Genomic DNA, 21,691 nt, shown 5'->3' with positions numbered 1-21,691 from the left:
GGCAAAAATAAGCAAGTAAAGTAAAAAGGCTGCATGAAGTGTCTTTTTGTTATCCTATATTGGGTGAATAAATGCAAAGCTTATTCAATGCAATTACGGGCATATCATTTTAAAGAAGGGCTGATCTCGGGTAGGATCAAATTTTACTATGTTTTTTTGGCTTGTTTGATTTTATCTTTTCTGAATAGTTTTTTCTTTGCCTTTATTGCAGACCATTATTTTCCAGAGGCTGACTTGCTCAATAACCCTATCGATAAAGAGTCCGTTCCCGAGCAGTTGTTGGTAGCTTGCATTTTTGCGCCACTGCTGGAAACCTGGTTGTTTATCAGTTTGCCCAATCAGCTGATGAACAAATTCGGGATAAAAAGTTTATATCTGCTGATCATTATCCCCGCATTATTATTTGGAGTAAACCATTATTATAATCCGCTTTATATGATCGCTATGTTTTTTAGCGGAGTGATCATGAGTTTTCTTTACATTTATTGCAAGCGGATAAAGAACGGCCGTCAGGCATTTTTATATGTTGTGTTGTTGCATGCCTTATATAACCTGTATGCTGTTTTAGCCAGATACCTTTAACCATAAATAACAAAAAAAGCCCTGCATCTATAAGATGCAGGGCTTTTGAATAGCTGATGCAATTAGTGCATTACCAGCGTTTGTTTCCTGTCTGGCCCTACGGATAGATATTTAACAGGAACGCCGAGTTCTGCCTCTAAATAATCAATATATGATTGTAGTCTGGCAGGGATCTGGTTTAATTCGGTAATACCGGTCAGATCTTCTTTCCAGCCGTCAATTTCTTTCAAAATTGGGTCGGGGCTTACCGAGCAAATATCGTAGGGCATGTAATCGATCTTTTCGCCCAGATAGTTGTAGTGGGTACAGGCATATATTTTATCAAAGCCGCTTAATACATCGGCTTTGGTCATTACCAGCTGGGTAACGCCATTAAGCATTATAGCGTATTTTAAAGCCGGCAGATCGATCCATCCCGTACGGCGTGGCCTTCCGGTGGTTGCTCCAAATTCATGGCCTATACGGCGTAATTCTTCGCCTGTTTCGTCCTCCAGTTCGGTAGGGAAGGGGCCACCGCCAACACGTGTGCAATAAGCTTTAAAAATACCTATCACCTCGCCAATTTGTTGCGGTGCTATACCCAAACCTGTACAGGCTCCGGCAGCGGTTGTATTTGACGAAGTAACAAAAGGGTATGAGCCAAAATCAATATCCAGCATAGCTCCCTGTGCACCTTCGGCCAATACTTTTTTACCTTGTTTGATGTAGTTGTTGACTAAATGCTCAGAGTCAACCAATGGGAATTGACGTAACAGATCAAGCGCTTCAAAAAATGCGGTTTCGCGTTCAGAAAAATCGGCAACTTCTCCGTATAACGCTTGCAGCATGGATACATGCTTATCAACCAGTTTCTGGTAACGTTCTTTAAAATCGGGCAGAGTAATATCACCTATACGTAAACCATTACGACCGGTTTTATCCATGTAAGTTGGACCGATACCTTTTAAGGTAGAACCAATTTTGCCATCGCCCATCTTTTTTTCATTAGCGGCATCAAGCAATTGGTGCGTTGGTAATATAAGGTGAGCCTTTTTAGCTATCAGCAAATTCTTTTTCGCTAATAGATCATGCCCGGCATCTTTCAGTTTTTCTAATTCTTTTTTCAGCGTGATCGGGTCGATCACTACACCATTACCGATCAGGTTCATGGTGTTCTCAAAAAATATACCTGAAGGAATGGTATTTAAAACAAATTTTTTACCGTCAAATTCCAAAGTATGCCCGGCATTTGGGCCGCCCTGGAAACGTGCTATCAGGTCATAACCTGCGCTAAGCACATCAACAATTTTTCCTTTACCTTCATCGCCCCATTGGAGGCCTAATAATACGTCAACAGCCATTTATGTAAATTCAGAGTATGATATTAAGGGGGGCAAAGTTATGCTTTTCTGTCACAATTACCCTCTCTTAATTTGGTGCAATTGCCGTAAAGATTAAGGGAGTGGTGTTTGATCTCAAATTTCAGGATGTCGCCCATCATGCTTTGTATCTGCTGTATGCGCGGGTCGCAAAACTCAACAACCTTACCGCAGTCAATGCAAATGATATGATCATGCTGCTTATAGCCGTATGATTTTTCAAATTGGGCCATGTTTTTACCAAACTGGTGTTTGGTCACCAGGTCACATGATACCAGCAACTCCAGGGTATTATATACAGTGGCGCGACTTACACGGTATTTTTTATTTTTCATGTGGATGTACAATGACTCCACATCAAAGTGATCGGTACGTGAATAAATTTCTTCAAGTATAGCAAAACGCTCGGGCGTTTTACGCAGGTTTTTGTTTTCGAGATAAGCTTCGAAAATTTTTTTAACCAACGCTATTGTATCCTGTTGAGGCATAGTTGTCTATTAAAGAGCCAAAGTTATTAATAAAAGATAGAATCAGGAAATAAGAATCAAGAGACGAGAGTCAAGAATCAAGATATGAGAATCAAGAGACAAGGATGTTGTTTTTAAAGCATCCTGACTCTTATCTCTTGATTCTTGACTCTTGCTTATGAAGCTTTTTCAATTGCCGAATCGAAACGGTTTACAGCGGTTATACCCTTAACCATTTTTAGGTTTTTGATCAGGTTATCCAAATGCTCGGTATCATTTACGTATACCATTAACGAGCCTTCAAAAATGCCATTATCACTATCAACTGTGATGGAACGGATATTCACCTTAAAATCCTGTGATATTACCGTGGTGAGTTTATTGATCAGGCCCACATCGTCAATACCTGTAATACGCAAGCCGGTTAAAAATGCCAATTCCTGCTGATTTGTCCAGCGGGCCTTTACAATCCGGTAGCCATAATTGGCCATCAGCTTAGCGGCATTAGGGCAGTTGGTACGGTGGATCTTAATGCCATCGCTCACCGTTACAAAGCCAAATACATCATCGCCGGGGATAGGGTTACAGCAATTGGCCAGTTTATAGTCAATTTTTTGCATATCCTCGCCAATAAGCAATATGTCGCTATCCTTGGTTTTGATATTGCGCAGCAGGCTGTGTACCTGTTCCTGCTCAATTTTATCCTGAGGTTTATTTTCAATTATCTTTTCCGAAGCCTGGTAGTCTTTCAGGTCCTTCATGTCAATAATGCCTTTGGCAATATTGTAAAACAAGTCCTGGGTCGATCCCAGTTTAAAAAAGTAACTCAGCTTATGTATGTTTTCGGAATTGTAGGTGATCTTGAGCGATTTTAGCTTGCGTTCTAGTATCTCCTTGCCATCTTCGGCAATTTTCCGTTTTTCTTCTTTTAATGCCGATTTTATTTTGGCTTTAGCTTTCGCGGTAACCACAAAATTAAGCCAGTCTTCCTTTGGTGTTTGCTTGCCCGAAGTAATGATCTCCACCTGGTCGCCATTTTGCAATTTGTAGCTCAGTGGTACCAGTTTGTGATTTACTTTGGCACCAATACAGCTGGCGCCCACATCGGTATGTATCTCGAAGGCAAAATCGAGCGCGGTAGCGTTTAAAGGCAATTGTATCAGGGCGCCTTTGGGAGTGAAAATGAAGATTTCATCGCTGAAAAGGTTCATTTTAAAATCATCCAGAAAATCGAGCGCGTTGGAGTCGGGGTTTTTCAGCATATCCCTCACCTTTTGCACCCACTGATCAAGACCGCTATCCGTGGTTGATTCTTTATACTTCCAGTGCGCGGCAAAACCTTTTTCCGCAATCTCGTTCATCCGTTTGGTCCGGATCTGTACTTCAACCCATTGACCGCGGGGACCCATTACGGTAGTATGTAATGATTCGTAACCATTGGCTTTGGGTGATGATATCCAGTCGCGCAGCCTATCAGGGTTAGGGCGGTAAAGATCGGTAACTATCGAGTAGGCCTTCCAGCAATCGGCCTTTTCATTTTCGGGAGTGCTATCCAGGATTACCCTGATGGCAAAAAGATCATACACTTCTTCAAAAGGTATCGATTTTTTCTTCATCTTATTCCAGATGGAATGGATGGACTTTGGGCGACCAAAAATATCCGCATCCAGACCCTGGCCAAGCAATACTCTTTTTACCGGCTCAATAAAATCGCGGATAAACTTTTCACGCTCCGCCTTTTTCTCGTTGAGCTTAACTTTTAAAAACTGGTAGGTTTCCCGCTCCATGTATTTCATAGAGAGGTCTTCCAGTTCAGATTTTATGGTGTACAAACCCAGCCTGTGTGCCAGCGGGGCGTATAAATAAACAGTTTCTGAGGATAGTTTAAGCTGCTTATCGCGCGGCATAAACTCCATAGTCCGCATGTTATGCAGGCGATCGGCCAGTTTGATCAAAATCACCCGCACATCATCTGCTAGGGTAAGCAGCATCTTACGGAAATTCTCGGCTTGTAACGAGCTGTTGGTATCAAATACACCTGATATTTTGGTTAGCCCGTCAATGATCTTGGCTACCTTTTTACCAAACTCCATTTCAATATCATCCAGCGTCATGTTGGTATCTTCAACCACATCATGCAGCAAGGCACACACAATGGAGGTGGTGCCCAGGCCTATTTCTTCGGCCGCTATTTGTGCTACGGCAATAGGGTGGTATATGTATGGTTCGCCGCTTTTACGGCGCATGTCTTTATGGCTTTCCAACGCCATATCAAATGCTTTACGGATCATGCGCTTATCGCCCTTTTGCAAGGTCGATTTACAGGCGCGCAGCAAAGCCCGATATCTTTTTAATATCTCATTTTTTTCCGCTTCCAGGTCAATCACTAACTCTTTCATATGCTGATATTAATGGTATTACTTGATAAACTTGTAATTATAAATTATTATTACAGATTATATTGAAATACCACAAAAAATTGCTTTAATTTTGTTTTAAGTAAAATTATGAAATTTATTGGTTTTCTGTTCTTGTTTTGTTTCGGCATCGTGGGCGCGCTAAAAGCCCAGACAGATAAACCAGCACCCGTAACTTTAGGCAAAAATGATACCATCAAAACGGCCATGACCGATTTGAATGGAGAACTGGTGCCCTGGATAGTTACTCCCGAAGTAAAAATTGTTGATACACGTATATTTGCCAGTGAAGCCGATCGTATGGCTTATAACCGGTTAAGGTATAATGTGTTCAAAGTGTTGCCCTATGCACGTTTTGCGGGGCAGCGTTACCGCCAGTTGCAACGCGATCTGGCACTTACAGGCGATAAGCATAAACAGAAAGAGTTGGTAGCCGCCTGTGAAACCGAAATAAAAACATTGTTTAACAAGGAAATAAAAAATCTGACAATTAGTCAGGGTGAGGTATTGATCAAGCTGATTGACCGCGAAACCGGCACTACCAGCTATACGATGGTTAAAGAGCTTAAGGGTGGTTTTAAAGCCTTTATGTTTCAATCAGTGGCTAGTATATTTGGCCACAACCTAAAGGAAACCTACGACCCTGAAGAGCAGAAAGATATCGAGGCCATTTTGAAACAGGCCGGATATAATTCCACTAACAATTAATAATGGATAACAATAGTATCTACAAGTTTGATGTGCAGACATTAAACGGTGAAGAGATTAGCCTGTCGGCCTATAAAAATAAAGTTCTTTTAGTAGTTAATACCGCTTCTCAATGCGGTTTTACCCCTCAACTTAAAGACCTGGCTAACCTTAAAGATCAGTTTAAGAACACAGATTTTGAAGTGCTGGCCTTTCCCTCAAATGATTTTGGCGGACAAGAGCCGTTAGAAGGAGAGGCTATAGCCACCTTTTGCGAAAATGCAGGAGCCAATTATCCCGTATTTGAAAAGATAAGGGTACGGGGGCCCTACGCGCATCCGCTATACCAGTTTTTTGCTAATAAAAAAGATAACGGTAACCTGAAGTCTGTTCCGCGGTGGAACTTTCATAAATTTTTGGTGGATCGCAGTGGTCATGTAACCGATTTCTATTATCCTTTTACCAAGCCTACATCTTCAAAGATCAGGAAAAAGATCGAACGCCTTTTACAGGCCGTTTTATAATTCAACACTTGTTTATGCTTAAATTAGATATATTAGTTTTATCGGTTCATCCCGATGATGCCGAACTCGGATGTTCCGGTACTATTTTAAAACACATTGCCCTGGGTAAAAAGGTAGGCATGGTTGACCTTACGCGTGGTGAATTAGGTACTCGTGGTTCAGCTGAGATCCGTGACCAGGAAGCAGCAGCTTCGGCAAAAATATTAGGCTTAGCTGTACGGGAAAACCTGGGTTTGCCCGATGGATTTTTTGAAAACACCAGGGAATACCAGCTAAAGGTAATATCAGCCATACGTAAATATCAGCCTTCCATTATAATAACCAATGCTTACCACGACAGGCACCCAGATCACGGACGTGCCAATGAACTGGTTGAAACATCAGCTTTTTTATCGGGTTTACGAAAAATTGAAACATCGGCGGATGGCGCCTTGCAGGATGCCTGGAGACCTGACCTTGTTTTGCATTTTATACAGGATAATTATATAAGGCCTGATATTTTGATTGATGTAACCGATTTTTGGGATAAAAAGATCGAGAGCATCCGTGCTTTCGGGTCGCAGTTCCATAACCCGGAATGGGAAGGCGAACCACAAACCTATATATCTTCTCCTGAGTTTATTAACGTTGTTGCAGCCCGCGCTATGGAATTTGGAAAAAGTATCGGAGTTAAGTATGCGGAAGGCTTTACCAGCAGAAAAATTTTAGGTGTGGATAATTTATTTTCGTTAAAATAATATCTTTATTAACCTATAATAAATAAGCCGCAGGTTATTTAACACCGCGGCTTATTAATAATATGTAAGTAGTTTAATATTAGGCTTTTATGTATTCGAAGCGATTATTCTCGACGCTTCTTTCTCTTCTCAGCTTGTTTTCGTTAGCTAGCTTTAGTAAGATGCCCGAAAGCTCAGAGGTTTTGAAATCAGAATCAAACTGCTCCTTACAATAGGTCGCGATAGCTGATATAGAACGCGAAATATCAAAAAAGTCGGTACTCAATAACTGATTGAGTATTTTAGTTGCTCCTGGCTTTTTACGGCCTGGAATGCCAAAATTTTCATCATCTGACCGAATTCTGCGTCCTTTTTTAAGGAATAGTTCGGCCCCGTCCGTATCCACTCTGTCAGATTCAATCATTACATCTAATAACCGATCGATAATCCGAACCTGTACAGATTCTGATTGGAATGAATTAACAACTTCCGCTACTTCAACGAGTTGTTTTTTTAGTTTCTCTATGTGTTTGCTCATGACGTAAAAAGAATTGATCTGTACTCTTTTAATAGGGATATTACAAAAGTAACTCAAATAATAATTAAAAATATAGCGTATTTTGTCTAAAAAATAGTATATATTAATATATCACCTCTTTTCACCGTCTAAAAGTATCATTTCGTCGTTTGAAACGCCCCGTTCACCACATATTAAATATAAAAAGACTTTATTGAATAGAATAACTAATTTGCCTGTAACGATATTATTGCATTATTATAAGGTACGCGATATTTTTTCAAGCATGCCCAATCCAAGGTCAATGTGCTCTTTTTCAATGATCAGCGCCGGCCTGAAACGTATGCTTTTTTCACCGCATCCCAGGTACATGATATTATTTTGTAAGCCCTGTTGTATAAAAGTATCCCGCTTATTTTTATCTGGAAAATCAAAGGCGGTCAATAAACCTTTACCACGCACATTACTGATAATTGGATTACGGGAGGCGATATCTGCCAATTGATCCTGTAAATATTCGCCCATTTTGGCGGCATTGTCACATAGGTTATCTTCTTCCATGATCTCCATGATCTTTGATGACCTTACCATGTCAACCAGGCTGCCGCCCCAGGTGGAGTTGATGCGGGATGATACCCTGAAAACATTATTCTCTACCTCATCAACACGGTTGCTGGCCAGTATACCGCATACCTGCATCTTTTTGCCAAAAGCTAAAATATCCGGACGGGCTTTTTCGCCAAAATGTTCGTGACACCAGAATTTGCCGGTAAGGCCAACACCTGTTTGTACTTCATCATATATCAGCATGGCTTCGTATTCATCGGCCATTTCCCTTAATTTTTCCAGAAACTCTTTGCGTACATGGTTATCACCACCTTCTGATTGTATGGGCTCAATAATAATGGCGCATATATCATCCTTATTTTCGGCAAAGGCTGTGCGGATCTGCGAAATGGAGAATTGCTCCCTTTGCACCAGATCGTCATGATTGGCATCGCTGTACGGGAAATTTATTTGTGGTACTGATACCCGCGGCCAGTCGAACTTGGCAAACCATTTTGTTTTGTTGGGCTGGGTATTGGTTAAACTTAAGGTATAGCCAGAGCGACCGTGGAAGGCTTGCTCAAAATGTAATACTTTATGCCCTTTTTCCTTCGTGTAGCCCTTCGCAAAATTTTTCTGTACTTTCCAGTCCATCGCAACTTTAAGCGCGTTCTCAATAGCTAATGAGCCCCCTGCAATGAAAAATGCATGCGGAAGGTAGTCAGGTATACCCACGCGCGAAAAAGTTTCAACAAACTGAGCGTATTGCGTGGTATAGATATCGGAGTTTGATGGATTGGTTAACGCGGCCAGCATCAGGTTTTTTTTAAACTCTTCGTCGTTTATCATTTTAGGATGGTTGTAGCCTAAAGGAACGGAAGCGAAGCAGGTGAAAAAATCAAGCAGTGTCCGGTTATATTTAGCATCGTAAATATAAACACCCTTACTTTTTTCCATATCAAACGTGAGATCAAAGCCATCGGCAAGCACATGCTTCTGTAGTGAAGCCTGTACATTTTCGGGAGAAACAAGTAGGTTGTACATATAAATTTGGTTTGTACAAATTTACTAAAATGTGCCTAAAAATAAAAATTAGGCGGTTTTTGAACCGATTGGCGAAAAAGTAACTTTAAATTGTTTAAAGTTACTTTTTGTACCAAAGCCAAAAGTAGTATACCGGAATGACCGGTAGATTTTATTATCCGGGCCTCCAAATAATTCCTAAAAATGGCGCGTTTGCAGGAGCAAGGGGGCAAAATAATTAGTGACGAAATGAGCAATATCAGGCCCCAAAAACAATCCGACCTAATCATTATCTGGATCTAAAAACTTTTTAAACCTTAAATTTTAACACTTTTCAGCCCGAAAACAGGGCAAAAACACGTAAAAAACGCTTGGTAAACCCTCATTTTAACACTTTTTAACAAATTTTAACACAGTTTTGAGTCGTTTTTGAAACTTTAAAAAGTATTAATGTGTTGATTTTCAAATAACTGTATACCAAATGGTCGGTTTTTGGTCTGTATTTTCCTTTAACCAAACAGCCCGGGTACCTTATAAAAGATACCCGGGCTGTTGAATGATACAATATACGAAAAATCATCGGCATCATGAAATAGACCGTCTCCCGTTGTCTGTGAAGGTCCGCACAATATAAAAAGGAAAGTCATGCTGAACTTGTTTCAGCATCCCATCAGCAGGTACCCATGGTATGGCGATTATCTTGTTCTGTGAGATGCCGAAACGAGTTCGGCATGACCTATTTTGCTTGTAACCTGGATAGTGCTTTCAATATAATATATATCGTAAATTAGTGTAAATCAATAATAACACCAATTGTGATTAAAGCGTACTGTATGCTACAAAACCGTGTCGATCCGCAAGGGAATATTATTAAAACGAGTGCCCGCGGCGCCTGGCTGGGCAACCGTGGTCAACTGCATGGCGATACCAAAACCATATTGCGCCCCTTTAAATTAAAAGCCTGGCTGATCTGTGTGCTGGAATTTAAAGACAGGCACCGGCAGGTAATGGCCCCCAATTTGTATACCGAATTGTTCTTTTTGGATGAAGCTACAGCATTTGCAGCGGGCCACAGGCCATGTTTTGAATGCCGCCGGGACGACGCTAGTCGTTTTAAAACGGCCTGGCTCAAAGGCAACCCCGAATACGGATTTGATCACAAAGTACTTATCGGAAAAATAGACGAGATCATACACCAGGAAAGGATAGATAAAAATGGCCATAAAGTAACGTTTGAAGCAGCTATTAATGACCTGCCGGATGGTGTATTTATACAGATCAATGATAAGCCCTTTCTTTTTGCCAATAAAATGATCTGGCATTGGACACCCTTTGGTTATGAGCAAGGCGTTCCGCTGCAGGTATCGACAAAAGTTATGGTGCTGACGCCAAAGTCGGTTGTCAACGCGTTTCGCTCGGGTTATCGACCGCAGATGGGGGGGGCTTAAAAGTGAGTGGTTTTTAAGAAATGAGTATTTATTGAAATAATTATAGTTAAATCTTTGTTTTGTGATTGTAAAATACTTACATTCAGTAACTTAATACCTTATCATGAATGGCTTATCAGTAAAAGCCGGCTTTGCAAGCTGGTTAATTCTTTTGTGTGTGAATATTACTTCAGAGGCGCAAGTAAAGTATACTACATCAGACAGTCAGGCACCTTTTCAGTATGGAATTTCGGGTAAATTAACGGTTGGCTTTGAATTTAAGGAACGCCGCTGGGCACCACCTGTTTACCGGCTTTGCCTCGATGCGGGCGCCGCTTATGCCATAGCCCGGATTATTTCACCCTCTTATAATCTGGAGGTTCAGTTATACAATGGAGGATTGGCATCGCCTGCCTACGGTAAACTCCGGCATAGAACCACTATTGACCTGATCAATGCCCTTACCCTCACGGGAGGTACCGATTACCGCTTAACCCGAGGCCGTGCCGGGACCTTACCGGACAGCCGCATCCCGCTTTATTATTTTGCCGATTTTGTTTATCCGGCCTTAGTTAACCCCTATCATTTCTCGGTTTCATTAGGAACCAATTTTGTGATATCCAATGATCCGGGTAAGAAAAGCCAGCGGGTAGGCTTTGTTAACCTGCACCAGGGGCGGTTTCAGTTCAGCTATTATAATGACGGGGGGTACGGGATCAAAAACATAGGTTTAGGCGATCGTTATGACAGGTATTATACGGGTGGCGGTTTATTGAGCTATCATTTAGATCCGCAAAAAGCCAGTATTAACCTGATTGAACTGGGCTTTCATAAATTCTCGGGCTTTACAGAAAACGCATTTAACCTATCCAATTTAATAGGAACGTCTTTTGTTAATTACTGCGATACTTCACAGCAATTTTATAACAAAGGGTGCTATAGTTTGCATTTAGCTAATACCAACACCGGCTTTGGGGTAACTATAAAACGGGAAAATGATTATGCCCTGGATTTTCAGAGCCTGATCCATTATGTTATTTATAATTCCTATCATCATATCCCTTACCCCGCCACTTATTCAATCGCTGTTGATTATAGCAATTCACATGACCATTTGAACATAAAATGAAAAAGATAAATTTCTTACTCATCGCTTTTCTGTTGATGTTAAGCATGGGATGCCGCTATTACACATATACCAATTGGGATAGTGATGTTAAATATTATAACCCTGTAAGGATCGACTTAGATTCGGGTTATGAATTATATACCCGGCAGATTGGAAAGCCAAAGAGCGAATATAGTATTGTCAGAAAAAACTATGAAGAACTAGTTGATACCGATCGCGAGCGTATTGAAATACAGTACTTATTATTTTCAAAACAAAGCGGCCGTGTGTTGTACTTAACAACCATCCCCCCGTTTTATACCCATGACAGATCGTATAAGTGGATATATGATGAGCCGGTATTTAGTAAAACTAATTTTGTAAATCTGTGGTATTTGAATCTTTTTTATATCGGGCAATATGATCCTGAGCTTAATGCCTTTAATTTTACACGTAAAGATAAACCAGCTATAATCGATACGTGGACTTACAGCCTGAACGGGGATAAAAGCATATTGACACTTAATACGGTTACTGATAATTTGCCGCAGGAGCTACAGCATTTTAAATCAGCAGACCCCGATACAACGTTTTCATTACCCATGAAGTTTTACAGGCAGGATAATTTTCAGATCGGTATTAGCGGTTTCTGGGACGATGCTAAATTTACCAAGGGGGTTACACTTTATGGTTCATACAGGGCCATCTATTATGCAAACAACAAAGGTAAAACGGACATATTTTTTAATATCGGTAAAGATCCAGACATTACAAATATTCCCCCCGATTCATTGCCCGATGACTGGATGCATTTTAAGGATATCAGGGTGAGGTATAAACCATGATATTCTGCTAAACAAAAATTATATACGGGTTACGGGCAACCTCAGGGTCCCTTTCAGGAGACCCTGAGTGGATGAAAAAAGAAAAGTCATGCTGAACTTGTTTCAGCATCCCATTATCAGGTTGCCGATTGTATGGCGACTAACCTGTTCTTTGAGATGCCGAAACGAGTTCGGCATGATCCATTTGGTGCCCGTTATTTGTATCGTATTACTGCGCTTTGCGGGTGGCCTGTTCGATGCTGTCCCACATTTGGTCAGGTATCATTTCCAGTCCGCTGAACTGGCCTGCGCCTTGCAGCCATTCGCCGCCGTCTATGGTGATCACTTCGCCGTTGATGTAGCCCGAAAAATCGGACACGAGGAACGCGGCCAGGTTAGCCAGTTCCTGGTGTTCGCCTACTCGTTTCAGGGGTACGCGGTTTTTGAAATCAAACTTTTGCGCCATATCGCCGGGTAGTAAACGTTCCCATGCGCCTTTGGTAGGGAAGGGGCCAGGGGCTATGGCATTGGTACGGATACCGTGCCTACCCCATTCAACAGCCAGCGAGCGAGTCATGGCCAGTACGCCGCCTTTGGCACAAGCCGATGGCACCACATAAGCCGAGCCGGTAAAAGCATAAGTGGTGATAATGTTGAGGATGCTGCCGGGCATTTTTTCGGCTATCCAGTATTTGCCCAGGGCGAGCGAGCAATTGACCGAACCTTTCAACACAATATCAATAACCGCCGAAAACGCATTGGCAGAAAGGCGTTCCGTAGGAGAAATGAAATTGCCCGCCGCATTGTTCAGCAGGGCATCAACCCGGCCGAAAGTGGCAATGGATTGCTCCAGCATTTTTTGCACGTCATCATAATTGCGTACGTCGCAGGCAATGGCCAAAACTTTGCCGCTGGTTTCGGTTTGCATTTCGGCAGCGGTTTTTTCCAGCACATCCAACTTACGACTGGTGATCACCAAATTGGCGCCCAGTTTTAAAAAGTAGGTACCCATGGCTTTACCCAAACCCGTGCCGCCACCGGTTACAATAATGGTTTTTCCTTTCAGGGCATCATCCCTTAACATACCTGTGGTTACTGCTGTGCTATTGCTCATTGGTTTCGTTTTTAGGTGTTTATGGTATCAAGTAGCTAGTATCAAGTATCAAGACAAAAGCACCTCGCTGGTTCATGGTTTTTTTGTGCCAGTTTAAATGCAGACGCTTATAATATGCGATGTTTAAAAATCGTGATACTTGATACTAACTACTTGATACTTCCTAAGCTGTTGTTTTTGATTTTAAATTCTGGATAAGCATTTGCAGGCCTTTGCGTACTTCGGGGGCCCACCATTGTGCCAGCATATGGTTTAGGGCTGTGCTTTGGTCGGCACTGAGCTTGGTTATGAGTTCATGCCGCAGGTTTAGCTTGCTCTGGCTCCAGGTTACCTGATTAAGCTGCATATAGGTCCTGATCTTTCTTTCGGCAGTGGTGAGCAGGCTTTCAGGTGCGCTGATCTCATCTATCAGGCCAACTTCCAGCGCTTCATTAACTTTCAGGAGTTTACCTTCCATCAGGTATTGATAAGCCCTGCGTTGTCCCAGCCAAAAAGAATACAGAGTAGCCACGCTGTCGGGCACAATGATGCCTACGGGAATCTCATTTAAGCCGATAATAAAGGAACCTTCGGCCATGACCCGATAATCGCAGCAAATGGCTAATACACATCCCCCTGCCGGACTATGACCGCTGATAGCTGCTACCATCGGTTTTCTGAAAGCCACCAATGATCGCTGCAGCAACAGGAAATCGGTCCACAAGCCGCGACTTTGTTCCTCGTTATATTCATAAGCCTCAATCAGGTCGATGCCAGATGAAAAGAAGCCTGGTTTGCCGGTGATGATGAGTCCGCCAACGCTCGTATCATTTTCAAGCGTTTGTATGGCGGTGATCAGCTCCTTAACCATCTGGTGGTTAATAGCATTTGACCGGCCACGATCCAGTGTTAATATAGCCAGGCCGTTGTTTATGGTTAATTGAAATGTTGTCATGCTTTTTAGGATTGGGTATCAAGTAGCTAGTATCAAGTATCAAGACAGTTTTTGCTTGTACATGCCACGTTTAAAAGTCGTGATACTTGATACTAAAGTCAATGCACTAACGAAGGATTTTCATGTTCTTCGCCGGAATAGATCTTATCAATTTCGGTTTTATATTTCTCGGTGATCACTTTGCGTTTCATTTTGCCGGTAGGGGTAAGTTCGCCGCTGTCTATCGACCACTCTTCGGGTAATAAAGTGAGTTTTTTTACCTGCTCTACGTGGTTAAACTCAGGATTAAAGCCCTCAATGATGGATTGGTAAAGTTCAATAACCCGGGGATCCCTGATGAGTTCATTGTGCGATGTAAAGGGGATATCGTTTTTTTCGCACCAGGGTTTCAAATTGGTATACGAGGGTACGATGAGGGCCGCGGTAAATTTTCGTTCGGCACCAACCACCATCATTTGCTCAATAAAATGATTTTCTTTCATCTTATTTTCAATAGGCATAGGCGCCACGTATTTACCACCAGATGTTTTGAAAATCTCCTTTTTACGATCGGTTATTTTCAGGAAACCATCTTTGTCCAACTCGCCAATATCGCCGGTGCTGAACCAGCCGTCTTTGATCACTTCGGCGGTCATTTCGGGGTTTTTATAATAGCCCACGGTAATGTTTGGTCCTTTACAAAGTATCTCGCCGTCTTCGGCAATTTTAACCTGTACACCGCTGATCAGCTTGCCTACGGTGCCGAATTTACGACCGCCTGTAACATAACAGTTCACCGCGATCACGGGCGATGTTTCTGTGAGGCCGTAACCTTCCATCACCGTCATGCCGGCAGCGGTAAATATTTTTTCGAGCTTGATGGGACAGGCAGAGCTGCCAATAACAATGGCTTTTACATTACCGCCTACCGCTTCGCGCCATTTGCTGTACACCAGCTTATCGGCAATGGCCAGTTTAATTTTATACCAGAGACTTTGATTTTCGATCTCGAACTGCTCGGCCACTTTTATCGACCATAAAAAGATTTTCTTTTTGATGCCGGTGAGCTGCTGTCCGGCTGCCATGATCTTTTCGAATACTTTCTCCAGCAGGCGTGGTACAGCGGTAAAAATATAAGGCTTAGCCTCTTTCATGTTGGCGCCAATGGTATCCATGCTTTCGGCATAGGAGATGGAAAAACCATAAAAGAGATAGATGTAAGTACACATTTTTTCGAAAATGTGATTGAGGGGTAAAAAGCTCAAAGCCCGTTTCTGTTCGATAGGGATCTGGTTAAGTACCTCACCGGATGATACCACATTACTCACGATGTTCTTATGCGTAAGCATCACGCCTTTTGGCCGACCGGTGGTGCCCGATGTGTAAATAATAGTAGTTACATCATCTTCGCCAATGGTTTTGCTGATGGCTGATAACCTGTCGCGATAGCCCTCGGGTAGAGGTTTAAATAACACAGTCCAATTGGGACAATTATCCAGCTGATCAAAGGTGTAAATGGCTTTTAGGGATGGTATATTGGCGCATACAGCATTTACTTTATCATACAGCTCTTTACCGCTTACAAACAGGTATTTTACCTCAGCTTCGTTCAGGATCTGCTCCAGTTCTTTGGGATTACTGTTAGGATACAGGGGTACCAGGATAGCGCCGGTTTGCTGTACGGCCAGATCGGTCACGATCCATTCGGGTCGTCCGTTGCTGATGAGGCCGATTTTATCACGGCCCTCGGTAGTGCCATCACCACCCGAAACGCCGAGGTCTAACAAGGCCATGGCTAACTGGTAGATCATGGTGTGGGTTTCCTGCGTACTGTATGCCCGCCATACGCCATTCTCCTTGGCATTTAACAGATCGATCCGGGGCTCCCGGGCCTGAATCTCCATGCAATCAAACAATCTTGCCACTTTTTCCATCTTTTTTAGTATCAAGTAGTTAGTATCAAGTATCAAGACACTCGTTTTGTATATCGAGTCTTATTTAGTAACTGGTTAGTATCAAGACGCCTCCGTTATGTATCAAGTATTCAAAATCGTGATACTTGATACCAGCTACTTGATACCCAAATTATAATAATTCAAAAATGCCCGCGGCACCTTGTCCGGTACCTACGCACATGGTAACCATACCGTATTTTTTGTCCCTGCGTTTTAACTCGTTAAAAAGCTGTACAGATAGCTTGGCACCGGTACAACCCAACGGGTGACCCAGGGCTATGGCACCGCCATTAACGTTGATACGATCGATGTCCAGATCCAAACCTTTGATAACTGCCAGTGATTGCGATGCAAAGGCTTCGTTCAGTTCGATCAGATCAATGTCCTGCTGTTTCATGCCTGCCTGTTTCAACGCTTTGGGTATAGCCACCAGCGGACCAATACCCATAATACGCGGCGGCACACCTGCAACAGCATAATTTACCAGGCGGGCAATCGGTTTTAAGTTATTGGCTTTTAAAAAGCGCTCGCTTACTACCATCACAAAGGCTGCACCATCACTTGTTTGGGATGAGTTACCCGCGGTTACTACACCCCTTGCATCAAATACGGGTTTCAGTTTGGCCAATGCCTCCAATGATGTATCGGCACGTGGGCCTTCGTCGGTATCTACTTTAAAGTCGCGGTTTTTCTTTTTGCCGGTTTCATCAACATAGGTTTCGGTCACATTTACCGGTACTATTTCGTCTTTAAACTTGCCTTCTTTGATGGCGTTGATGGCTTTCTGATGAGAGTTATAGGCAAACTGGTCCTGCTCTTCGCGACCAACTTTATATTCTTTGGCTACGGCTTCGGCGGTTAAACCCATGCCCCAATAATAATCGGGGTGAGCCAGGGCAATATCAGCATTGGGCACCACGCGCCAGCCGCCCATAGGCAGCAGGCTCATGCTTTCTACACCGCCGGCAATAATACAATCGGCAATGCCGCTGTGTACCTTTGCCGATGCAATGGCAATGGTTTCCAGGCCCGATGCGCAATAACGGTTCACGGTCATCCCGGGTACTTTATCGGTATCCAGGGCCATGAGCGATATCAGTCGGCCCACGTTTAAGCCTTGTTCGGCCTCGGGGGTAGCGTTACCTACAATTACATCTTCTATCTGATCCTTATCTACGTTGGGTACCGATGCCATGAGATGTTTGATCACATCTGCTGCAAGGGTATCCGGCCGGGTAAACCTAAAACCTCCCCGGGTTGCTTTTCCAACTGCGCTGCGGCTTGCAGCCACTATGTATGCGTTCATATGTTTTTATTTTATAGTATCAAGTAGTTAGTATCAAGTATCAAGACAGTCTCTTTTTGATTTTAAACTTCAAGAGTCGTGATACCTGATACTAACTGCTTGATACTCCCTTTCAAATTAATTCCTTAACACTTTACCACCTGTTATGATCGACTGGATACGCTCCAGTGTTTTACGCTCGGTGCAGAGGGAAACAAAAGCTTCCCGTTCCAGCCCCAGCAAATATTCTTCGCTTACCAGCGATGGTTGCGACAGATCGCCGCCAGCCAGTACGTAGGCCAGCTTCTGCGAAATTTTTACGTCGTGCTCACTGATATAATTACCGCTATACATGGTATTGGCACCCACATAACCCAGGCCCAAAGCCTGTTTGCCCAGCACCCGGATATCGGTACGCTGAACGGGTTGCACATAACCTTCGTTAGCCAATTGCAGGCAATGTTGTTTAGCCTCGGCCAGCAGGCGGTTTTGTGATACCACCACTACGTCGCGGCCTTTTTTCAGGTAACCATGTTCAAAAGCCTCGTATGCCGAGGTGGATACTTTAGCCTGGCCAATGGTCAGGAAACGGTCGCGGAAATTGTTGAGTTCGATATCGCCATCCTGTAACTCATCCGACAGGCGCAGGGCAAATTCCTTGGTACCGCCGCCGCCGGGGATCAGGCCAACGCCAAATTCCACGAGGCCCATATACAGTTCGGCATGGGCAACAACCTTATCGGCATGCAGGCAAAGCTCGCAACCACCACCCAGCGCCATTTGATGAGGTGCTGCCACCACCGGAATAGATGAATAACGGATGCGCATCATGGCTGTTTGGAAGGCTTTGATCACCATATTCAGTTCGTCAAACTCCTGCTCCACGGCCATCATAAATATCATACCCACATTGGCGCCTGCGCTGAAATTGGCGCCTTCGTTCGAGATCACCAGGCCTTTGTAACTCTTTTCGGCCAGGGTAATGGCTTTGTTGATACCTTCTATCACATCGCCGCCAATGGTGTTCATTTTGGTATGGAACTCCAGGTTGATGATGCCATCGCCGATATCGGTAATGGTAGTGCCGGTGTTTTTCCAGATAGTATTGGCTTCGCGGATATTGCTCAGCAGTATAAAATTCTCGGTACCCGGAATTACCTTATAAGTTTTGGAGGCGATATCATAATACTGGCGGTTGCCATCGGCTATTTTGTAAAAGCTATCGGCACCGGAGGCCAGCATATCATATATCCATTGGGCAGGTTTGCTGCCTGCGGCTTCCATCGCTTTCACGGTATCGGCAACGCCTAAGGCATCCCATTTTTCAAAGGGGCCTATTTCCCAGCCGAAACCGGCAGTAACGGCCGCATCTATTTTGTAAAACTCGTCGGCAATTTCGGGGATGCGGTTGCTGGCGTAAGCAAAAAGCTGGTAAAAAGTAGAGCGGTAAAAATCGCCGGCTTTATCTTTTGCCGCGATTAGCACCTTTAAACGTTCCTTTAAGTTATCGATATTTTTGGTAATATCTAAAACTGGGAATTTTACTTTTTGAGATGGTTTATATTCCAGCGTTTTGAGGTCAAGCGCGAAGAATTGATTGGCGCCATCCACTTTTTCTTTTTTATAAAAGCCCTGCCCGGTTTTGCTGCCCAGCCAATTGTTCTTCAACATGCCGTTCACAAACTCAGGAATAGCAAATAGCTCTTTCGCCTCATCATCGGGCGCGTTTTTGCTGAGGCCGTTAGCCACATGCACCATCGTATCCAAGCCCACCACATCATTGGTACGGAAGGTAGCTGATTTCGGGTGACCGATAACGGACCCTGTCAGCTTGTCGATCTCTTCCACCGTCATGCCGGTTTTTTCTACATAATGTAGTATGCTCATGATGGCGAACACACCGATACGGTTGCCAATAAAAGCAGGGGTATCTTTAGCCAAAACGGTTGTTTTACCCAAAAATTGCTCACCGTACTCCATCAGAAAGTCGACCACTTCCGGCGAGGTATCTTTTGTCGGGATGATCTCCAGCAATTTTAAATACCGTGGCGGGTTAAAGAAGTGGGTACCGCAGAAATGCTTCTTGAAATCATCGCTTCGGCCTTCGGTCATCAAATGAATAGGGATGCCCGAAGTATTGGAGGTGATGAGTGTACCTGGTTTGCGGTGTTTTTCGACCGTTTCAAATACCTGTTGTTTGATATCCAGCCGCTCTACCACTACTTCGATCACCCAATCGTAATCGGCTATTTTTGCCATATCGTCCTCAAAGTTGCCGGTGCTGATGCGCCGGGCAAATGATTTAAGATAGATAGGCGAGGGGTTTGATTTTAAAGCGAAATCAAGCGCGTCATTAACAATTTTATTGCGGGCTTTTTTATCGCCAGCGGGGGCATCCTTTGGTACAATATCCAATAGCAGCACCTGTACCCCGATATTGGCGAAATGGCAAGCAATACGGCTGCCCATTACACCCGAGCCCAGAACGGCTACTTTTTTTATAATTCGTTTGTTCATAATAGTATCAAGTAGTTGAGGTTAGTATCAAGTAGCTAGTATCAAGTATCAAGATCTTGCTGGCTATTAAATATTGTTTTAGTCGTGATACTTGATACTAGCTACTTGATACAAAAAATTATTCCGCCCGTTCCCAGACTGTTGTGCGGCCAAACAGCGATACGCCGATGTAGCCGCGGATTGATAATGTTTTGCCTTTGTAAGTGATATTGCAGGAGTAGGTTTTTCCGTTTTTAGGATCATAGATCTTGCCATCGGTATATTTGTTGTCACCATCGGGTACAAAGCCTTCCAGGATGTGTAAACCTATGATGGGCCTGGTACGCAGCTTCTCGTCCTTGTTTTCGTCATCTACTTTAGGTTTGCCGTTTTTGAGCGGCTCCTTAAGCCATATTATTTTACCGTTAAACTTACCGTCGCTGCCTTTGCTGATCTGTATTTTGGCACTTTTGATATCATTGTACCACAGTCCCTCAATTTTATCGGTCTGGGCTTTGGCCGCAATATTCACGGATACTACAGTAAGCAGGATTAATACGAAACGGGCGAAATGCTTTTTAGGTGATGACATGGCTTTTTTTGATGCTATTGTCGAATAATCAAATATGTCTTTCAAAGCTGCCAAATCACGATGTATACAACGGCGAATCAGCATCTCTTTTGCAGGAGACAAACAGAATTAAGCGACAGGGTTAAAAAAATAATTTAGTATTGGTTTATTAAAGAATCAAGATATTAGAATCAAGAATTAAGACAAACAGTAATTTGCTGATTATGTCCTTCTCTTGATTCCTGGTTCTTAATTCCCGGCTCTCATTTACAGTAAACAAATATCCTTTTTAGCGAAGCTTAACAAAGGGCCAAATGGCGGAAACATTTGTCAAAATTTCGGAAATTTCTATTTGTGTTGCTATAAATTGGTTTATTTAAAGATAGGTGTTTTTCGTGATTTTTTTACGCCACTTTACTTTCCTGACAATTCCTTTACCAGATCAATATATTGCTGGCGGGCAACATCGGCCGTAACCCCTTTTAAATTTAACCAGGCATCATATTTAGCCTTAGCCACAAAGTCGAACATACCCGGTTGGTTATCCGTGTTGATATCGCCTTCGGTGGCTTGTTTGTATAAACTATATAAACGCAGCAGCGTTTCGTTATCGGGTTTGGCGGGCAAAGTTTTACTATCCGCTACTGCTTTTTCAAAAACTTCTTTTTGATCCATTTTTATTTGTGTTGATTTTGTGATTTAGGAAGTTCTTCCACATAATCGTCGCTTTTGGGCGCTTTGATGAACAGCTCACTTAATTCAGCAGGTAATGGGGTTAGTTTGCGTTTCACGGTATCGATCCAGGCACCTTGTACGATGATCACGGCGGCTTTAACACCGTCACCACGATACACTTCCTGCCTGAACGTCCAGCGAGAACTATCGGCCCGGGAACTGATCACTTCGCAGGTAACTTTGACGTAATCATTAATGGTAATTTCGCGCAGGTAGTTCAATTCTTCCTTAAACAGTACCGGACCTATTTTAAGTTCAAAAAGTTTGGTGGGCATCGATCCCAGACTCTCCAATAAATTTAACCTGGCTTGCGCTGCCACATCGGCATAAGCCGAGTGCCGCATATGTTGATTGGCGTCTAATTGCGCCCATATCACCTGACCTTCATAATAAACATTCATTTTTTTTTAGCTTAAGGCTTAAAGC

At 43.1% G+C, this 21,691-nt stretch carries 20 protein-coding genes; 7 read left to right on the top strand and 13 right to left on the bottom strand.

From position 1 onward, the window contains the following. Positions 1-87: 87 nt before the first annotated feature. Positions 88-582 (top strand): CPBP family intramembrane glutamic endopeptidase, encoded by a 495-nt coding sequence (locus tag AC57BQ_RS16625; RefSeq protein WP_496407357.1) that lies wholly within the window; start codon positions 88-90, stop codon positions 580-582. A gap of 62 nt (positions 583-644) precedes the next feature. Here the strand turns inward: AC57BQ_RS16625 and AC57BQ_RS16620 are convergent, their stop codons facing one another. The 3 genes from AC57BQ_RS16620 to AC57BQ_RS16610 form a co-directional block, all read right to left on the bottom strand. Further along, positions 645-1,922 carry an adenylosuccinate synthase gene (locus AC57BQ_RS16620; RefSeq protein ID WP_496407356.1) on the bottom strand — a complete coding sequence of 426 codons (1,278 nt, stop codon included), beginning with the start codon at positions 1,920-1,922 and terminating at the stop codon, positions 645-647. A gap of 38 nt (positions 1,923-1,960) precedes the next feature. Next, entirely contained in the window at positions 1,961-2,428 is a 468-nt protein-coding gene (locus AC57BQ_RS16615) for a Fur family transcriptional regulator (RefSeq protein ID WP_076374169.1), read from the bottom strand. Between the two features lie 155 nt (positions 2,429-2,583). Then, positions 2,584-4,806 carry a RelA/SpoT family protein gene (locus AC57BQ_RS16610; protein ID WP_496407355.1) on the bottom strand — a complete coding sequence of 741 codons (2,223 nt, stop codon included), beginning with the start codon at positions 4,804-4,806 and terminating at the stop codon, positions 2,584-2,586. A 108-nt stretch (positions 4,807-4,914) separates the two neighbouring features. Here AC57BQ_RS16610 and AC57BQ_RS16605 point away from each other — a divergent pair, with 108 nt between their 5' ends. The 3 genes from AC57BQ_RS16605 to bshB1 are packed head-to-tail and all read left to right on the top strand — an operon-like array spanning position 4,915 to position 6,772. Beyond that, a complete protein-coding gene (locus AC57BQ_RS16605; RefSeq protein WP_496407354.1) occupies positions 4,915-5,532 on the top strand; it encodes a DUF4294 domain-containing protein in 618 nt (205 codons plus the stop codon). 2 nt (positions 5,533-5,534) lie between these two features. Then, entirely contained in the window at positions 5,535-6,035 is a 501-nt protein-coding gene (locus tag AC57BQ_RS16600; protein WP_496407353.1) for a glutathione peroxidase, read from the top strand. Positions 6,036-6,049: 14 nt separating this feature from the next. Further along, entirely contained in the window at positions 6,050-6,772 is a 723-nt protein-coding gene (bshB1, locus tag AC57BQ_RS16595; protein WP_496407352.1) for a bacillithiol biosynthesis deacetylase BshB1, read from the top strand. Positions 6,773-6,851: 79 nt separating this feature from the next. Here the strand turns inward: bshB1 and AC57BQ_RS16590 are convergent, their stop codons facing one another. Continuing rightward, a complete protein-coding gene (locus tag AC57BQ_RS16590; RefSeq protein ID WP_090467385.1) occupies positions 6,852-7,289 on the bottom strand; it encodes a hypothetical protein in 438 nt (145 codons plus the stop codon). Between the two features lie 237 nt (positions 7,290-7,526). Then, positions 7,527-8,858: an L-lysine 6-transaminase gene (lat, locus tag AC57BQ_RS16585; RefSeq protein WP_496407351.1), complete on the bottom strand. Its 1,332-nt coding sequence runs from the start codon at positions 8,856-8,858 to the stop codon at positions 7,527-7,529. A gap of 812 nt (positions 8,859-9,670) precedes the next feature. Between lat and AC57BQ_RS16580 the strand changes: the two genes are divergently transcribed. The 3 genes from AC57BQ_RS16580 to AC57BQ_RS16570 all read left to right on the top strand — a co-directional run bounded on the left by AC57BQ_RS16580 (position 9,671) and on the right by AC57BQ_RS16570 (position 12,217). Beyond that, positions 9,671-10,285, top strand: a complete 615-nt coding sequence (locus AC57BQ_RS16580) for a hypothetical protein (RefSeq protein WP_496407350.1) — start codon at positions 9,671-9,673, stop codon at positions 10,283-10,285. Positions 10,286-10,388: 103 nt separating this feature from the next. Beyond that, positions 10,389-11,393 carry a polymorphic toxin type 23 domain-containing protein gene (locus AC57BQ_RS16575; RefSeq protein WP_496407349.1) on the top strand — a complete coding sequence of 335 codons (1,005 nt, stop codon included), beginning with the start codon at positions 10,389-10,391 and terminating at the stop codon, positions 11,391-11,393. Beyond that, a complete protein-coding gene (locus AC57BQ_RS16570) occupies positions 11,390-12,217 on the top strand; it encodes a hypothetical protein (protein WP_496407348.1) in 828 nt (275 codons plus the stop codon). The genes AC57BQ_RS16575 and AC57BQ_RS16570 overlap by 4 nt, the downstream gene beginning before the upstream one ends. Before the next feature lie 208 nt (positions 12,218-12,425). On the opposite strand, the gene AC57BQ_RS16565 is transcribed toward AC57BQ_RS16570, so the two are convergent. From AC57BQ_RS16565 to AC57BQ_RS16530, 8 genes are all read right to left on the bottom strand, one after another. Further along, positions 12,426-13,310: an SDR family oxidoreductase gene (locus tag AC57BQ_RS16565; protein ID WP_496407347.1), complete on the bottom strand. Its 885-nt coding sequence runs from the start codon at positions 13,308-13,310 to the stop codon at positions 12,426-12,428. Positions 13,311-13,473: 163 nt separating this feature from the next. After that, positions 13,474-14,244 carry an enoyl-CoA hydratase/isomerase family protein gene (locus tag AC57BQ_RS16560; protein ID WP_496407346.1) on the bottom strand — a complete coding sequence of 257 codons (771 nt, stop codon included), beginning with the start codon at positions 14,242-14,244 and terminating at the stop codon, positions 13,474-13,476. Positions 14,245-14,342: 98 nt separating this feature from the next. After that, the gene (locus AC57BQ_RS16555) at positions 14,343-16,157 is read right to left on the bottom strand and encodes an AMP-dependent synthetase/ligase (protein ID WP_496407345.1); all 1,815 of its coding nucleotides are present in this window, start codon (positions 16,155-16,157) and stop codon (positions 14,343-14,345) included. A gap of 151 nt (positions 16,158-16,308) precedes the next feature. Then, positions 16,309-17,484, bottom strand: coding sequence for an acetyl-CoA C-acyltransferase (locus tag AC57BQ_RS16550; protein WP_496407344.1), 1,176 nt, complete (start codon positions 17,482-17,484; stop codon positions 16,309-16,311). Between the two features lie 117 nt (positions 17,485-17,601). After that, positions 17,602-19,980, bottom strand: coding sequence for a 3-hydroxyacyl-CoA dehydrogenase/enoyl-CoA hydratase family protein (locus AC57BQ_RS16545; RefSeq protein WP_496407343.1), 2,379 nt, complete (start codon positions 19,978-19,980; stop codon positions 17,602-17,604). 118 nt (positions 19,981-20,098) lie between these two features. After that, positions 20,099-20,551, bottom strand: a complete 453-nt coding sequence (locus tag AC57BQ_RS16540) for a DUF2147 domain-containing protein (RefSeq protein ID WP_090467729.1) — start codon at positions 20,549-20,551, stop codon at positions 20,099-20,101. 393 nt (positions 20,552-20,944) lie between these two features. After that, positions 20,945-21,205, bottom strand: a complete 261-nt coding sequence (locus tag AC57BQ_RS16535; RefSeq protein WP_496407342.1) for an acyl-CoA-binding protein — start codon at positions 21,203-21,205, stop codon at positions 20,945-20,947. Between the two features lie 2 nt (positions 21,206-21,207). Then, positions 21,208-21,666: an acyl-CoA thioesterase gene (locus tag AC57BQ_RS16530; RefSeq protein ID WP_496407341.1), complete on the bottom strand. Its 459-nt coding sequence runs from the start codon at positions 21,664-21,666 to the stop codon at positions 21,208-21,210. Positions 21,667-21,691: the final 25 nt, after the last annotated feature.

It is taken from the genome of Mucilaginibacter sp. BGA-UO-ETr-C110, assembly GCF_059567985.1.
The sequence above is the reverse complement of the archived record's forward strand: the minus strand, read 5'-3'. Positions and strand labels throughout refer to the sequence as shown.

Coding starts and splice junctions, on each gene's coding strand:
- AC57BQ_RS16625 (WP_496407357.1), top strand. CDS start 88: ATGCAATTACGGGCATATCATTTTAAAGAAGGGCTGATCTCGGGTAGG.
- AC57BQ_RS16620 (WP_496407356.1), bottom strand. CDS start 1,922: ATGGCTGTTGACGTATTATTAGGCCTCCAATGGGGCGATGAAGGTAAA.
- AC57BQ_RS16615 (WP_076374169.1), bottom strand. CDS start 2,428: ATGCCTCAACAGGATACAATAGCGTTGGTTAAAAAAATTTTCGAAGCT.
- AC57BQ_RS16610 (WP_496407355.1), bottom strand. CDS start 4,806: ATGAAAGAGTTAGTGATTGACCTGGAAGCGGAAAAAAATGAGATATTA.
- AC57BQ_RS16605 (WP_496407354.1), top strand. CDS start 4,915: ATGAAATTTATTGGTTTTCTGTTCTTGTTTTGTTTCGGCATCGTGGGC.
- AC57BQ_RS16600 (WP_496407353.1), top strand. CDS start 5,535: ATGGATAACAATAGTATCTACAAGTTTGATGTGCAGACATTAAACGGT.
- bshB1 (WP_496407352.1), top strand. CDS start 6,050: ATGCTTAAATTAGATATATTAGTTTTATCGGTTCATCCCGATGATGCC.
- AC57BQ_RS16590 (WP_090467385.1), bottom strand. CDS start 7,289: ATGAGCAAACACATAGAGAAACTAAAAAAACAACTCGTTGAAGTAGCG.
- lat (WP_496407351.1), bottom strand. CDS start 8,858: ATGTACAACCTACTTGTTTCTCCCGAAAATGTACAGGCTTCACTACAG.
- AC57BQ_RS16580 (WP_496407350.1), top strand. CDS start 9,671: ATGCTACAAAACCGTGTCGATCCGCAAGGGAATATTATTAAAACGAGT.
- AC57BQ_RS16575 (WP_496407349.1), top strand. CDS start 10,389: ATGAATGGCTTATCAGTAAAAGCCGGCTTTGCAAGCTGGTTAATTCTT.
- AC57BQ_RS16570 (WP_496407348.1), top strand. CDS start 11,390: ATGAAAAAGATAAATTTCTTACTCATCGCTTTTCTGTTGATGTTAAGC.
- AC57BQ_RS16565 (WP_496407347.1), bottom strand. CDS start 13,310: ATGAGCAATAGCACAGCAGTAACCACAGGTATGTTAAGGGATGATGCC.
- AC57BQ_RS16560 (WP_496407346.1), bottom strand. CDS start 14,244: ATGACAACATTTCAATTAACCATAAACAACGGCCTGGCTATATTAACA.
- AC57BQ_RS16555 (WP_496407345.1), bottom strand. CDS start 16,157: ATGGAAAAAGTGGCAAGATTGTTTGATTGCATGGAGATTCAGGCCCGG.
- AC57BQ_RS16550 (WP_496407344.1), bottom strand. CDS start 17,484: ATGAACGCATACATAGTGGCTGCAAGCCGCAGCGCAGTTGGAAAAGCA.
- AC57BQ_RS16545 (WP_496407343.1), bottom strand. CDS start 19,980: ATGAACAAACGAATTATAAAAAAAGTAGCCGTTCTGGGCTCGGGTGTA.
- AC57BQ_RS16540 (WP_090467729.1), bottom strand. CDS start 20,551: ATGTCATCACCTAAAAAGCATTTCGCCCGTTTCGTATTAATCCTGCTT.
- AC57BQ_RS16535 (WP_496407342.1), bottom strand. CDS start 21,205: ATGGATCAAAAAGAAGTTTTTGAAAAAGCAGTAGCGGATAGTAAAACT.
- AC57BQ_RS16530 (WP_496407341.1), bottom strand. CDS start 21,666: ATGAATGTTTATTATGAAGGTCAGGTGATATGGGCGCAATTAGACGCC.